The sequence below is a fragment of the Fusobacterium massiliense genome (assembly GCF_900095705.1).
In the GTDB taxonomy this organism is placed as follows: domain Bacteria; phylum Fusobacteriota; class Fusobacteriia; order Fusobacteriales; family Fusobacteriaceae; genus Fusobacterium; species Fusobacterium massiliense.
In genome coordinates this window covers 763,040-778,834 of the sequence record NZ_LT608327.1, presented here as the reverse complement: position 1 = coordinate 778,834, position 15,795 = coordinate 763,040, and the positions used below count along the sequence as shown (strand labels likewise).

Annotated in this window: 12 protein-coding genes; 5 read left to right on the top strand and 7 right to left on the bottom strand. The window is 27.5% G+C overall.

The genetic code is table 11. The annotated features are described in order from the left end of the window. Positions 1-82: 82 nt before the first annotated feature. The 7 genes from BQ2505_RS08000 to plsY form a co-directional block, all read right to left on the bottom strand. On the bottom strand, positions 83-631 hold the full coding sequence (locus BQ2505_RS08000; protein ID WP_074017236.1) for an OmpA family protein: 549 nt from the start codon (positions 629-631) through the stop codon (positions 83-85). 150 nt (positions 632-781) lie between these two features. Next, positions 782-1,981 carry a L,D-transpeptidase family protein gene (locus tag BQ2505_RS07995; protein WP_074017235.1) on the bottom strand — a complete coding sequence of 400 codons (1,200 nt, stop codon included), beginning with the start codon at positions 1,979-1,981 and terminating at the stop codon, positions 782-784. A 333-nt stretch (positions 1,982-2,314) separates the two neighbouring features. Beyond that, entirely contained in the window at positions 2,315-2,632 is a 318-nt protein-coding gene (locus tag BQ2505_RS07990; RefSeq protein WP_074017234.1) for a hypothetical protein, read from the bottom strand. 1 nt (position 2,633) lies between these two features. Further along, positions 2,634-3,011: a hypothetical protein gene (locus BQ2505_RS07985; RefSeq protein ID WP_074017233.1), complete on the bottom strand. Its 378-nt coding sequence runs from the start codon at positions 3,009-3,011 to the stop codon at positions 2,634-2,636. A 21-nt stretch (positions 3,012-3,032) separates the two neighbouring features. Continuing rightward, complete coding sequence (locus BQ2505_RS07980) at positions 3,033-4,319, bottom strand: L-cysteine desulfidase family protein (RefSeq protein ID WP_074017232.1); 1,287 nt, start codon at positions 4,317-4,319, stop codon at positions 3,033-3,035. Positions 4,320-4,355: 36 nt separating this feature from the next. Then, positions 4,356-5,501 carry a DNA polymerase III subunit beta gene (dnaN, locus tag BQ2505_RS07975; protein WP_074017231.1) on the bottom strand — a complete coding sequence of 382 codons (1,146 nt, stop codon included), beginning with the start codon at positions 5,499-5,501 and terminating at the stop codon, positions 4,356-4,358. 8 nt (positions 5,502-5,509) lie between these two features. Continuing rightward, positions 5,510-6,094: a glycerol-3-phosphate 1-O-acyltransferase PlsY gene (gene plsY / locus BQ2505_RS07970; protein WP_074017230.1), complete on the bottom strand. Its 585-nt coding sequence runs from the start codon at positions 6,092-6,094 to the stop codon at positions 5,510-5,512. Between the two features lie 604 nt (positions 6,095-6,698). Between plsY and mutS the strand changes: the two genes are divergently transcribed. Genes mutS through ruvX form a run of 5 tightly spaced genes read left to right on the top strand, consistent with a single transcriptional unit; the run spans position 6,699 to position 15,793 of the window. Beyond that, complete coding sequence (mutS, locus tag BQ2505_RS07965) at positions 6,699-9,341, top strand: DNA mismatch repair protein MutS (protein ID WP_074017229.1); 2,643 nt, start codon at positions 6,699-6,701, stop codon at positions 9,339-9,341. Further along, on the top strand, positions 9,334-12,006 hold the full coding sequence (locus BQ2505_RS07960; RefSeq protein WP_074017228.1) for an LptA/OstA family protein: 2,673 nt from the start codon (positions 9,334-9,336) through the stop codon (positions 12,004-12,006). The genes mutS and BQ2505_RS07960 overlap by 8 nt, the downstream gene beginning before the upstream one ends. Then, entirely contained in the window at positions 12,006-12,731 is a 726-nt protein-coding gene (lptB, locus tag BQ2505_RS07955; protein WP_074017227.1) for an LPS export ABC transporter ATP-binding protein, read from the top strand. Before BQ2505_RS07960 ends, lptB begins: the two co-directional genes overlap by 1 nt. A 14-nt stretch (positions 12,732-12,745) precedes the next feature. Continuing rightward, the gene (gene alaS, locus BQ2505_RS07950) at positions 12,746-15,352 is read left to right on the top strand and encodes an alanine--tRNA ligase (protein WP_074017226.1); all 2,607 of its coding nucleotides are present in this window, start codon (positions 12,746-12,748) and stop codon (positions 15,350-15,352) included. A 24-nt stretch (positions 15,353-15,376) separates the two neighbouring features. Then, a complete protein-coding gene (gene ruvX, locus BQ2505_RS07945; protein WP_074017225.1) occupies positions 15,377-15,793 on the top strand; it encodes a Holliday junction resolvase RuvX in 417 nt (138 codons plus the stop codon). Positions 15,794-15,795: the final 2 nt, after the last annotated feature.

Below are 15,795 nucleotides of genomic sequence, written 5' to 3'. Positions count from 1 at the left end.
AGCTAATTTGTTGTATCAAAAAAGCCCCAGCTTTATGAAATATATTCATTTCTGTTCTGGAGCTATAATTTGTTTTTATATTTTATCCTCTAGAGATAATAAATTCAACTCTTCTATTTCTAGCTCTTCCAGTTTCAGTGCTATTATCAGCAGTTGGATTTTGTTCTCCATAACCTTCTATTGAAATATTATCTTCAATAGCTCCTTTTGATGTTAAATAATCTTTTATAGCTCTAGCTCTTTTAACAGATAATTCTAAGTTATATCCTTCACTACCTATAAAATCAGTATAACCATCAATTTTAATATGTATGTCTTTATTTTCTTCTAATGCTTTAGCTAAAGTAGAAAGTGATGGTTTTATTCCATCTTTTATTGCATATTTATCAAAGTCAAATAAGATTAATTCTGGCATTGATAAAATAAGATTATTTCCTTCTCTTCTAATTGAAACACCTTTTTCATTGAAAACTATAATATCTTCTAATTTTTTCTTTTGACTTCCAGTATCTTCAAGAGAATAGTCACTATTTGAGTCAACACCTAAACTCTTGATGTTATCATAAGATTTTGTACTACTACAAGCTGTAGCTAATATTCCTAAAAGCCCTAATATAATTAATTTTTTCATAAATCCTCCATTTTTTTAATCTATAGGAAAGTATAAATTTAAATAGCAAAAATTATTCTCTGACGTCCGTATTAGTTCGAAGAGCCTGTGTTTATTGAGCTCGTAGAACTCATACGGCTGTTAAGAGACTTTTTTATCTATATTATAGGATTAAAAAGCTATAAAATAGATATCTTCAGTTGGTTTTTGTTCATTAGAATTTTTATTTGGATTTTTAACTAGCCAATCAAATAAAAATTTAGCATGTTCTTCAGTTGTTCTAACACATTTTCTTGTTCCTGTATATGTTCCAAGAGTAAATTCTTTTTGTTTTATAAAAAATTCTTTATTTATTTCTTCTTGAACATTTATAGGTGTACCATGTAGATATCCACCACCACAGAATCTTATAGCATATCTTGCTGAACCTTGTTTTTGACCTGTTTCGTCTGTGTAAGGCATAACATACTTAACAGTAGGAACATTAAAGAAACCTCTTGGAGTTTCATATCCTAACTCACTATCAATACCGGTTTTTGTGTAAACATAACTAATCATTTCCCATTGATCTGTTGATTTAGATTTTTCAAAAACCATAAAATTTTGATTTTCTATGTCTATTGCTACGACCTTTCTAAATCCTTTTTTAACAGTAGGATAATTAGTTAATCTAGCTTTAGGTATCTCTAATTCTTCTGGGATAGAAAGAGCTTTAACTAGAACTTTATCACCTCTATCTTCAAGAATTTTTACTACAGATCTGTCAGGAATTATTATTTCTTCTCCTTTTGCACTTATACCAAGTAAATTTTGATCTAAACTCGTACCATACTTATCTTTTTGTCTTTGTGCATTAGCATTGCTTGGATTTGGGATGTAAGTATGAGTTGTAGATAGTTTATAACCTTGATCTAGAGAAGAAGATATAAAGTTTTCTAAATCATGTATTTTATCTACAGCCATTTGAAATCTAAAATCTCTTTTTTTAGTAACACTAGCTGCTATATATCCTTGTACTCCATTTTCATCTTCTACAAGATACCAGATATTACCTTCATATTTTATCTTCTTCAAAAGTTTTAGTTTGTTGTCATAAGTATATTTTCCTAAAATTTCTGAATTAGTATCAGGTTGTTTTCTTAAATTAGCCACTCTAGATGTAATAAAAACATAATCTAAATACATAGGTTTTTCTATAGTATATTTTGGTTTATATATATTTTCTATAGCACTAGGCATTTTATTATCATAAGTTGCAATTACTTCTATTTTATCATTGTTTAAAGTTTCAACAAAAGATGCTGCTTTTGTTAAAATAGGAGTAGAAACTAAAAGAAAAAACCCTAATAATATTTTTTTATATTTATACATTGTTTCCTCCATAAATTTAATTCTTAATTTAATTTGTTAGGTATTATTGTATCATAGTTATTGAAATCAATCAATGACTTCTAAGATAAAATTTAAAAAAAGTTTTTTTACTCTATAGGAAAGTATAAATTTAAATAATAAAAGTTAGTCTCTGGCGTCCGTATTAGTTCGAAGAGCCTATGTTTATTGAGCTCGTAGAACTCATACGGCTATCAAAAGACTTTATTTTAGAATAAAAAATGCTATTGTTAAATTTTGAACAATAGCATTTATAGATATTATAAAGTGATAAAATTAAAAATAATATATCTGAATATAGTTTACTAGTTTTTATTAGTTAAAAGTAATATTATTTACATCTTCATCAGGAATATTAATTACTGATTTTTTATCAGCTGTTAGTTCCTTTAAGTTGAAAAGCAAGGTTAAAACATTGTGCTCATGGTTTTTTGTTTCAATAGAGAATTTCAACTCAAGATTATCATCAAATTGTAATTCAACATTCACTGGATATAATGAGAAAATTCTTTTTATTTGCTTGTCATTAAAAAAATCTATTGCAAAAAAAATACCATTAGTGTTAGCATCTCTTATAACTAATTCATTTTTTTCTAAAGAATACTCTATTGTAGAATTTTGAAATCTTTTCATTTTAGACCCTAGCCTCTAAATATTCTTTACTCTTATTAACTAATTTGTTTGGACCTCTATTGACTATTCTATCAACAATATCTGTATCATCAACTTCGTTAAAAGTAACTCCTTCATTTTTTATGAAATATATTTTTCTACTAACATCATAGATATTTGAAATTTCACATTCCCATTTATTATCTATTTTCTCAGTTGAAATAAATTCCATACTTTCGATATAATCATAAATTTGTTTAATTGTTTCAAAATAACCTTCTATTGTAACAGCTTTAACTTGTAAACTAGAAATATCATCTTCAGAGCTTAAAGTTCCTATTTCAATAAAAAGCATATAGTTATAATTTAACTTTTGTGCTTCTGAAAACTTTTTTAACATTTTTTACACCCTCTTACTTTTTTATTTTGTCATAATTTCCAAAATTTTTGTATCTGTTGTTTTCATTCCATTTTGAGCAAGTTCTCCAACATTCTTTATTGTTTCTTCAATATCAACACCAATAATACCATCTCCTGATTTCAAAACATCTTTATGTAAAGCAAGCATTGTAGCATCAAAGGCAGAGTAAATTCCAGAAGATATTTTCATAGCACAAGAGGCTTTAGCTCCATCACAAATAACTCCTGATAAATTTCCTAAAATATTTGTAATAGCATCACAGACCATTTCATAACTACCACCATGTAAGTATGTAAGAGAAGCTGCAACACCAGCAGCTGCACAAATAGCTCCACAATATGCAGATAGTCTTCCTACATTTGTCTTTACATGTATTGTTGTTAAATGAGAAACAAATAAACCTCTTATTAATTCCTCTTCAGATAAATTTTTTTCAGCAGCAAATTTTATAATAGGTAAAGAGGCAGTCATACCTTGATTTCCACTACCGCTAGTTGTCATAACAGGAAGAGCACAACCACTCATTCTAGCATCACTACCTGCACTTGCATAACTAGCAGCTTTATTTCTAATGTCATTTCCATAAATACCTTTTTCAATGTTATCAAGTATCATTTTTCCGATATTGACACCATATTTTCCTTTTAGACCTTCTTCAGCTATAGCTGAGTTATAGGTAATAACTTTTTTAAAAATAGGTCTTATTAAATCAATATCTATATTCTTTGCTAAATCATATATAAATTTAACAGATAAAACTTTTCTGTCTGTTAATGATGAATTAAAATCTCCATCGTTACAAACTTGTTCTAGCAGAATTTTGCCGTTTTTTGTTATTTTAGTGATGTTTGTATGAGTATGTTTTATTTCAAGCACTACTTCATCAGAACCTTCAGAAATTTCTAGTCTGATATATAATTTGATATCCCCAGGCTCTAAAGAAGTTTTGATTATTTTTTTATCTAAGTAATTTTGTACAGCTACTAAATCATCTTGGTTAACATTACTTATAACCATTAATTCTTTTTCATCATCTCCAGCTATAAGCCCCATAGCAATAGCTGCTTCAATTCCAACCATTCCATTACTACTAGGAATTAACACACTTTTTACATTTTTGATTATATTTCCAGATAAAAATACATTAACTTTTGTTGGGATTTTACCTAAAATTTTTCTAGCTTTTGCTGCAACATAAGACAAAGCGATAGGCTCAGTACAACCTTCAGCTGCAATTATTTCTTCTTCTAAAATTCTAAGAACTTTTTCTATTTTATTTTCTTCCATAATTCACCCCAAATTTATATTTAATATTTGTTCTAGTTAATCTCTTAATGCTAAAGGCATTATGATGTATACATAATCATTATTACCTTTTTCTGTTACTTTTACTGCTGAGTTAGGGTATCTAAGTTCTAACTCAATTTCTTTGTCTCTAGGAATATTTTGTATAAATTCAAGTAAGTATTTAGAGTTTAAAGAAATTTTTAAGTCTTCTCCTTCGTACTCAACATCTATAACTTCGTTTATTCTTGCAACTTCATTTAAAGCAGAAAGAGTTAGTTTTTTCTCACCATTAGCTCTGATTTTAAAATCATAAGTTGATGAATATTTTGATTCCATATTAGTTCTTGAAAAAATAAGTACTCTTTTTAATAGATTTAACAATATTTCATTTTTTATAGTTAATTTTTTGTCATACACTATATTTTCAAAAATTCCAGCATAATCAGGGAATTTTAATTCTAGTAATTTACTAATTATTGTAGTATCTCTATATTGAAAATATAGATGGCCACCTTCGTTATAAATACTTATATCATCGTTAGGAAGACCTTTTATTATTTTTATTAGATATGAGACAGTTTCAGCTAACACACTAACTTGAAAATTATCAATACTCTTATCAATTGTTTTTCTTAGAAAAGTTAATCTATAAGTGTTAGTAGAGACAAAATGTAAGTTATTATCTATGCTTTCAATTCTAATACAATTTAAACCTATATTGTCAGGTGTATCTGCAGAAAACAATACTTTTTCAAATATACTAACTAGTTCTTCACTTTTAAATTGAAAAACAAAGTTTTTACTATCTAACACAATATTTTCAAATGTATTTGGATAGTCATCACTTTTAAAAACATCATATTCTGTCACAGAATCTTGAGTTTCTATAGATAACACATTATTATTTGATAATTTAAGTGTGATAAACTCATCTTTTATTTCTTTTATATATTCATCTATAATAGACGGATAAAAAACTATCTCCCCAGGAGTATACACTTCTTCTACAAAAATAGATGTTTTTATTGTAGTTTCTAAATTTGTTCCTGTAAAATACAACCTATTATCTTTTACTTTTACATATCCACAAGAAATAATCGGTTTTATTTTACTTTCTTTTATTGCTTTCTCAACAATTCTTATAGAGTTTAAAAAATCTTGTCTATTAACTTTTATATGCATAGCCCCTCCTATAAATTAAATTTATTTTCAGTTCCATTAAGTAATCTTAATATATTTTCTTTGTGTCTGTATATTACAAAAATAGATACTATTAATGATAATAAGAATAAATAAAAATTATCATTCATCATGAAAACAAAAACAGGTAGTAAAATTGCAACGGTTACAGAACCTAGTGATATATATTTAGTGAAATAAACTATCATAGCAAAAATAGCTACAAGTAATATGATAATTTTTGGTATAAAATACAAGAAAACTCCTAAACTTGTTGCAACACCTTTTCCACCTTTGAATGCAATAAAAACAGAATAAGTATGAGCTAATATTGAAACAAGACCTAAAATTATTAATAGATTTTTATTAGGTAGATATTTTGAAGCAATAAGCAAAGGTAAAAAACCTTTTAATACATCTCCAACTAATACTGCTATACCAATTTTTTTTCCTAAAACTCTGTAACAATTCGTAGCACCACTATTTTTACTTCCATAATTTCTAACATCTTTATTTTTTAAAATTTTTCCTAACCATACTCCAGTAGGAATAGCACCTATAACATAACTTAATATTAATAACCAAATAAAAAGCATTTTGTATCTCCTTTAAAAAAATGTGATTTGTTCTTTGTTGTATTATTATATAATTTTTTTCTATTAGAAATCAAGTTTATATTTTTTATTTAAATAAAGATTTATACAGTTGTATGAGTTTTACGAGTCAGATAAATTTTAATTTGTTGATTTAAAAATAGTTCGTTATAACCAGATTTCTTAACGATTAAAAATCAAGAGTTCGCTACAAATTTGGCAAAACTCGCTAACAAGTTAGCTCAGACACGCCAAGATTTGTTCGGCTCACTCTATTTGATTTTTAATCTAAAATCTGGAAAAATAACTCACTTATTTTTAAATTATCCAAAAGATAGCCCCGATGTCCGTATTAGTTCGAAGAGCCTGTGTTTATTGAGCTCGTAGAACTCATACGGCTATCAGGGGCTATAATAAGGTTGACAAATTAAAATTTACAAATCAAAATTAGATTTTTAAAGTTAGTATCAGTTTTTAAAATTTCAATTTACTCATATGCAAAAGTATATAAAAATTCATTGACATTTGTTGTATTATTGGTAAAATATAATGATGTAAAAATGTTTTTATTATTAAAAATATAAATAAAACAAAGAAAGGGGAAAAAATGTCTGCTGATACACCTTTAATGCAACAATATAAGAAAATTAAAGAAGAATATAAAAATGAAATCCTGATGTTTAGATTGGGAGATTTTTATGAAATGTTTTTTGAAGATGCAAAGATATCAGCGAAAGAGTTAGGACTTACCCTTACGACAAGAAATAGAGAAAAAGACTATGATGTGCCTTTAGCAGGAGTTCCCTATCACAGTGTAGCATCATATATAGCAAAACTTGTTGAGAAAGGATACAGTGTAGCTATTTGTGAACAAGTTGAGGATCCTAAAACAGCTGTTGGAATAGTAAAAAGAGAAGTGACAAGAGTAATAACTCCTGGAACAATAATAGACACAGATTTTCTAGATAAAAAAAATAATAATTATATAGCTTGTATAAAAATAAATACAGCAGAAAATTTAGTGGGAATTTCTTATGCGGATATAACAACCGGAGAATTTTCTGTTTTTCAAATAAATGGAAAAAATTTCTTTGAAAAAACTTTGGGAGAGATAAATAAAATTGCTCCTAGTGAAATAGTTTTAGATGAAAAAACTTACGATGAATACAAGGCTAATTTACAAGATAGAACTTCTTTGGCAGGAGTAAAATTTACAAAAATAATAAATGTAAGAAAGGCTGAAGAGTACATAACAAATCATTTTAATATTATTTCAACAGAGACATTTGCTTTAAAGAATAAAGAAATATCGATTTCAGCTTCAGCAAATTTACTTAAATATGTTGATGAGTTACAAAAGGGAAATGAATTAACTTTTAAGCAGATAAAATACAAAAATATTGAAGATATAATGGAATTAAATATAAGCACTCAAAATAATTTGAGTTTAGTTCCTAAAAGAAATGAGGAAGCGAGAGGAACGCTTTTTGGAGTTCTTGATGATTGTATGACATCAATAGGTAGTAGAGAACTAAAAAAAATAATAAAAAACCCTTATTTAGATATAGATAAAATAAGAAAAAAACAATTTTATGTTGATTATTTTTTCAAAAATGTTCTTTTAAGAGAAAGTGTAAGAGAAAAGCTAAAAGAAATATACGACATTGAAAGAATAGCAGGGAAAATAATATACGGTACTGAAAATGGAAAAGACCTTCTATTTTTAAAAGAATCAATAAGAAAATCGATAGAAATATATAAAATTTTGAAAGAACATCAAGATATAAAAGATATATTTGAGTTAGATTTAGAAACTTTACTAGATATTTATAACAAGATAGAAATTACTATAGATGAAAATGCTCCTTTTTCAATAAGAGAAGGGGAAATTATTAAAGATAACTTTAGTCAAGAATTAGATGAATTAAGAAGAATTTCCAAATTGGGAAAAGATTTTATACTTGAAATAGAACAAAGAGAAAGGGAAAGAACAGGTATAAAAGGTCTAAAAATTAAATATAATAAAGTGTTTGGCTACTTTATAGAAATAACAAAAGCGAATCAAGATTTAGTGCCAGAGGATTATATTAGAAAACAAACTTTAGTAAATAGTGAGAGATATATAGTTCAAGATTTAAAGGAATATGAAGAAAAAGTTATTACGGCTAAAAGTAAAATAGAAGCCTTAGAATATGAAATTTTTAAAAAACTTTCTTCTGAAATAAAAGGAAAGATTGAAAGTATTTATCGTTTATCAAAAAATATTTCTAATTTAGATGTGATTTCAAATTTTGCTCATATAGCAGTTAAAAATTCTTATGTAAAACCTGAAATGACAAAAGAAAATATTTTAGAAATAAAAGGTGGCAGACATCCTGTTGTAGAAAAATTAATTTCAAGTGGAGATTATGTTAAAAATGATGTAATCTTAGACAATGAAAAAAATTTAATAATTTTAACAGGACCAAATATGTCAGGTAAATCAACATATATGAAGCAAATTGCACTTAATATTATTATGGCTCATATTGGTTCTTATGTAGCAGCGGATTATGCAAAGATACCCATTATAGATAAAATTTTTACAAGAGTTGGAGCAAGTGATGATTTGATAAGTGGTCAATCTACATTTATGTTAGAGATGACGGAGGTTGCAAGTATATTAAATAGTGCAACAGAAAAGTCTTTTATTGTTTTAGATGAAATAGGAAGGGGCACATCTACATATGATGGGATTTCTATTGCAACGGCAATAACAGAATATATACACAACAATATTGGAGCTAAAACTATATTTGCAACTCATTATCATGAATTAACTGAGCTTGAAAAAGAGTTGGAAAAAGCTGTAAATTTTAGAGTTGAAGTGAAGGAAAATGGGAAAAATATAGTTTTTTTAAGAGAAATTGTAAAAGGTGGAGCAGATAAATCATATGGAATAGAAGTTGCTAGATTATCTGGAGTACCTAATGAAGTTTTAAATCGTTCAAAAAAAATACTAAAGAAATTAGAAAATAGAAAGAATTTAATAGAAAGTAAGATAAAAGCAGAACAGATGATGTTATTTGGAGATTTCTCTGAGGTTGATGAGCAAGAAGTTGAAGAAACAATCATAGAAAATTTTTCAGAAGAAGAAAATAAAGTTTTAGAAATACTTAAAGAAATGGATTTAAATTCGATGAGTCCTTTAGAAAGCTTATTAAAATTGAGTGAGATGAAAAAAATTCTTACTGGAGGAAATAATGAATAAAAAGAAAATGTTGTACACAGGGATTGGAATAGCTGCAGTGATTTTAGGATATTTCAACTATTTTGGTTCAGACAAAGATATAGGAAATGTAAAGAAAATAATGGAAACAACTAATGCTGTTTATGAAAATGAAGATTATTATGTTGAGGCAGAAAAAGAAATAGACTATATCGATGAAAAAGAAAGTAAGTTTGAAAAAGCTAAGGCTAAAATAAAAGGAATGCTTTTAAGTGGAGATAATGTATTTTTAGATAAAGCTAGAAATTTGTTACTAAATTCTAATATTGTTGGAATTAGCCCTAATGGTTGGAAAATAAATGCAAGTGAATTGAAGTATAACAGAGAAACAGAAGAACTTATTTCAACACAACCATTGTCAGCAATTAATGAAGAAAAAGGGATAGAAATATCAGGAAATACTTTTAAGACAACAGTTGCAATGGACAATATAAGTCTTGAAGGAAATGTTGTAATAAAGAATCAGTATTTTTCTATATTAGCTGACAGAGCTAATTATAACGACAAGGATAAAAAAATATTTTTAGATGGGAATATTAAAATAACAAATAGTTCTAAAGAAAAAGACACAGAAAGTACTAAGAAAAATAGAGAGATATCAGGAAATTTTTCAAAATTATATCTTAATGTAGATGAAAAAAATATTTATGCAACTGATGGTTTTGAAATGAAATATTCTGATGTAGGATTGAAAGGAAAGGATATAGTACTTAACGAAGAGACTCAAAGTTTTAAAGTTACAGGAGATGTTCAATTTACGTATCAAGATTATGTGTTTGATGTAAACTATATTGAAAAAACACCTAATAGTGACTTAATCAATGTTTATGGAAAAATAAAAGGTGGAAACCCAGAATATAAACTAGAAGCAGATAATGCTGAATATAATATGACTGATAAAAAATTCAGAATATTTAATAATGTACAAGCAACATCACAAAAAGGAGAGAAATTATTGGTAGATAATTTCATCTATTCTAGTGAAACAAAAGAAATAGATATGTATGGTAATAAAATCTTGTATACATCACCAACTAATAATTTAGAAGCTGAGTATATTCACTACAATACAGTAACTAAGGATTTAAGTACAAATAAATATTTTAACTCTTGGAATGATAAAGGAGAAGGAGTAACAGGAACAAACTTATTATACAATCTTTCTACTAAAAATTTCTCATCTAAAGAGGAAATAACTGTAAAAAGTAAAGATTATGGTTTAACAAGCAAAAATGTAACTTATGTAGAAGAAACAGGCATTTTAAATGTCCCTGAACCATATGTTATAAAATCTTCTGATGAAACTACAATTATTAATGGTAATAGTATAACTTATAATAAAAAGACAGGGGAACTTGTAAGCCCTGGAAATATAATTTTAAATTCTAAAGGTACAATTATGAGAGGGCACGATTTAACTTATAATAATTTGACATCTTTAGGTAAATTAGAAGGACCTATTACTCTTGAAAATAAAACAGATAATATGTCTGGAAGTGCTAAAGAAATTCAAATAAAAAGAGGAGATCATGTTACTTTAGTAGGACCGATAGATTTAAAACAAAATAATATGAAAATAGCTTTAGCTAATGCAAGATATTCATATAAAGATGAACTAATGCATTCAGATACACCTATAAAACTATCAGATCCATCAAGAAGTATGGTAGGAAGTGTAAGTAATGCAACATATGATCCTAAGACTTCTGTATTTAAAGGAAATTCTTTTAATATGAAAGAAACAAATAGAAGTGCTAGAGGAAATACTGTGATTATGAATAATAAGACAAAAGTTTTGGAATTGATTGGAAATGCTTATTTGAGTTCAGGAAAAGACAGTGTCACAGGACCTAAGATTGTATATAATTTAGATAGTAAAGATGCAGAACTTCCATCAAGTGGAGTTATAAAATATGATAAATACACATTAAATACAAGCTATGGAAAAGTTAATAAAGAGACAGGAGAAATTTTTTCTAAAAATTCTAAAGTTGTATCTACTGATGGAAATGAGTTTCAAGCAAATCAAACGAAGGGAAATATAAATGATGGCTTAATTCGTTTCACTGGAGATGTGAAAGGAAAAGCAAAACAAAAAGAAGGAGATGTAACTTTCAAAGGAGATAAAGCAGACTTGTATTTAGAAAAACAAGGAGGCTCTTATAAAGCTAAAAAAGTTATAGTAAATGATAAATCAGTATTTACTCAAACTAATAAGAGAATTGATTCAAATTATATAGAACTAGATTTAGTTAAAAATGAAGTTTATGCAAAGAATACTCCCGTTTTAACAATAGATAACGCTAATAAGGGGAAAACTGTTGTAAAATCTGAAAGTGTAACAGGATTTATAGATAAAGAGCTTATAAATTTAAATAAAGATGTTCATATAAGAGATATAAATGAAAAAAATGAAGAGACAGTATTGACAGCTAATAGAGGAAGTGTTACAAGAACTATAGCTGATGTTTATGGAAATGTAAAAGTAGTTACTAAAGATGCAGTAATGATAGCAAATGAAGGGCACTATGATATGACTACTAGAAAAATTAAAGCAAAAGGAAATGTTCATGTTGATTATGTAACAGCTAAATCTATAGGAACTAGTTTAAATGATGCAATGAATAGTAAAAAAGGAGCTAAATAATGATTAGTTTGAGTGCTAACAATCTTGTAAAAAGCTATAAAAATAGAAAGGTTGTAAATAAGGTTAGCTTAGAGGTAAATAAGGGTGAAATAGTTGGACTTTTAGGTCCTAATGGTGCTGGAAAAACGACAACTTTTTATATGATAACAGGGATAGTAAAACCAGATGAGGGGCAAGTTATTTGTGGAGAACAAGAAATAACGACATTACCTATGTACAAGAGAGCTAATATGGGAATAGGGTATTTGGCTCAAGAACCATCAGTTTTTAGAAATTTAACTGTGGAAGAAAATATAGAGCTTGTACTTGAGATGAAAAATATTTCAAAAAAAGAGCAAAAAGAAACTGTGGATAGATTGCTTGAAGAATTTAAATTAACGCATGTGAAAGATTCTTTAGGTTATTCGTTGTCAGGTGGAGAAAGAAGAAGAATTGAGATAGCAAGAACAATTGCGAACAATCCTAGTTTTATTTTGCTTGATGAACCTTTTGCCGGTGTTGACCCTATAGCTGTTGAAGATATACAAAATATAATAAGATATTTGAAAAAAAGAGGATTAGGAATTTTAATAACGGATCATAATGTAAGAGAAACTTTGAGTATAACAGATAAGTCTTATATTATGTCAAAAGGGAAAGTTCTTATAGAAGGAACTGCTAGGGAAATAGCAAATAATGAAGAAGCTAAAAGAATATATTTAGGAGAAAAATTTAAATTAGATTAATTAGGAGGAAATTAATGTTAACAGGAAATGAGATTAGAGAAAAATTTATAGAGTTTTTTATGGAAAAACAACATAAACATTTTGAAAGTGCATCACTTATTCCAGATGATCCAACTCTACTTTTAACAGTTGCCGGGATGGTACCATTTAAACCATATTTTTTAGGACAAAAAGAAGCTCCTTGTCCAAGAGTTACAACTTATCAAAAATGTATAAGAACAAACGACTTAGAAAACGTTGGAAGAACAGCAAGACATCATACTTTCTTTGAAATGTTAGGAAACTTTTCATTTGGAGATTATTTTAAAGAAGAAGCTATTATGTGGTCTTGGGAATTTGTTACAGAGGTTTTAAAATTAGATAAAAATAAACTTTGGGTAACTGTATTTACTACAGATGATGAAGCAGAAAAAATATGGATAGAAAAATGTAATTTTCCTAAAGAAAGAATAGTTAGAATGGGGGAAAGTGAAAACTGGTGGTCAGCAGGGCCTACTGGTTCTTGTGGACCTTGTTCTGAAATTCATGTGGATTTAGGTGTTGAATATGGTGGAGATGAAAACACAAAAATTGGAGATGAAGGAACTGATGATCGTTTTATAGAAATTTGGAACCTAGTGTTTACTGAATGGAATAAAATGGAAGATGGAAGTTTACAACCATTACCTAAAAAAAATATAGATACAGGAGCTGGACTTGAAAGAATAGCTGCTGTTGTCCAAGGAAAATCTAATAATTTTGAAACAGATTTGTTATTTCCAATTTTAGAAAAAGCTGGAGAAATAACAGGAAGAAAATATGGGGAAAATAAAGATGTAAATTTTTCATTAAAAGTTATAACTGATCATGTAAGAGCAGTAACTTTCTTAGTGAATGACGGTGTAATTCCATCAAATGAAGGAAGAGGTTATGTATTAAGAAGAATTTTAAGAAGAGCTGTAAGACATGGAAGACTTCTAGGATACAAAAATTTATTTATGTATAAATTGGTTGATACTGTTGTTGAACATTTTGGAAATGCTTATCCAGATTTAAAGAAAAATATTGAAAATATTAAAAAAATTGTAAAAATTGAAGAAGAAAAATTCTCATATACACTGGATCAAGGTATACAACTTGTTAATCAAGAAATAGATAATTTAATTGCAAAAAAAGAAAATAAATTAAGTGGAGAAATCTCTTTTAAATTGTATGATACTTATGGATTCCCTTACGAACTTACTGAGGAAATAGCTGAAGAAAGAGGAATAGTAGTTTTAAAAGAAGAGTTTGAAGCTAAAATGGAAGAACAAAAAGAAAAAGCTAGATCAGCTAGAGAAGTTGTAATGGAAAAAGGGCAAGATAGCTTTATAGAAGAATTTTATGATAAACATGGTATTACTGAATTTACAGGTTATTTTAATATAAAAGATAATGGAAGACTTTTAAGTAGTAGAGAAGGGAAAGATGGTAAATATTTATTAATATTTGATAAAACTCCTTTTTATGCTGAATCTGGTGGTCAAGTTGGAGACCAAGGAAAAATTTATTCAAACAATTTTTCAGCAAAAGTTTTAGATGTACAAAAGCAAAAAGATATTTTTATACATACTGTTGAAATTGAAAAAGGAGAAGCTATTGAAAATCAAGAGTATACTTTAGAAATAGATGCTCTTAGAAGATTAGACACTGCTAAAAATCATACTGCTACTCACTTATTACACAAAGCATTAAGAGAAGTTGTGGGAACTCATGTTCAACAAGCTGGATCACTTGTAGAACCAGATAAACTAAGATTTGACTTTAGTCATTATGAAGCATTAACAGAAGAACAATTAAAGAAAATTGAATTGATTGTTAATGAAAAAATAAGAGAGGGAATAGATGTTGGAATTAGTCATCATAGTATAGAAGAAGCAAAGAAACTTGGAGCTATGATGTTATTTGGTGACAAATATGGAGATGTTGTAAGAGTTATTGATGTTCCAGGATTTTCAACAGAATTATGTGGAGGGACACATATAGATAACATAGGAAAAATAGGAATGTTTAAAATTACATCTGAAAGTGGTATTGCAGCAGGAGTTAGAAGAATTGAAGCTAAAACAGGATTCGGAGCTTACTTGTTAGAAAGAGAGGAAGCTAATGTTTTAGGAGAAATTGAAAAGAAATTGAAAGCTAATACTACTAATTTAGTTGATAAAGTTGAAAAAACTTTAGAAAGTTTAAAAGAAACTGAAAAGGAATTAGAAACTTTAAGACAAAAACTTGCTTTGTTTGAAACAAAGGCTGCGTTAACTGGAATGGAAGAAGTAAATGGAACTAAAGTGTTAATAGCTGCATTCAAAGATAAATCATCTGAAGATTTAAGAACTATGATAGATACTATCAAAGATAGTTATGAAAAAGCAGTAGTAGTTCTTGCAACAACACAAGAAAAACTAGGTTTTGCTGTTGGAGTTACAAAAAATTTAACTGATAAATTAAAAGCTGGAGATTTAGTTAAAAAATTAGCTGAAATAACTGGTGGAAAAGGTGGAGGAAGACCTGATTTTGCTCAAGCTGGTGGAAAAGATGAAACTAAACTTTTAGATGCTTTTGCAGAAGTTAGAACTATTATAGAAAATCAATTAAAAATATAAGTTATAAAATAAAAGAGAGGTATAATGAAAAGATATATAGCTCTTGATATTGGAGATGTAAGAATAGGAGTAGCAAGATCTGATATTATGGGTATAATAGCTACTCCACTTGAAACTATTAATAGAAAAAAAGTAAAATCCGTTAAAAGAATAGTAGAAATATGTAAAGAAAATAATACAGAATCTATAGTTGTAGGAATACCGAAAAGCTTAAACGGAGAAGAAAAAAGACAAGCTGAGAAGGTAAGAGAATATATAGAAAAGATAAAAAAAGAAATACCTAATGCTGAAATAATAGAAGTTGATGAGAGATTTTCAACAGTAATAGCTGATAATATATTAACTGAGCTTAATACAAAGGGAGCTATTGAAAAGAGAAAGGTAGTTGATAAAGTTGCTGCCTCAATTATATTACAAACATATTTAGATATGAAAAAATAAAA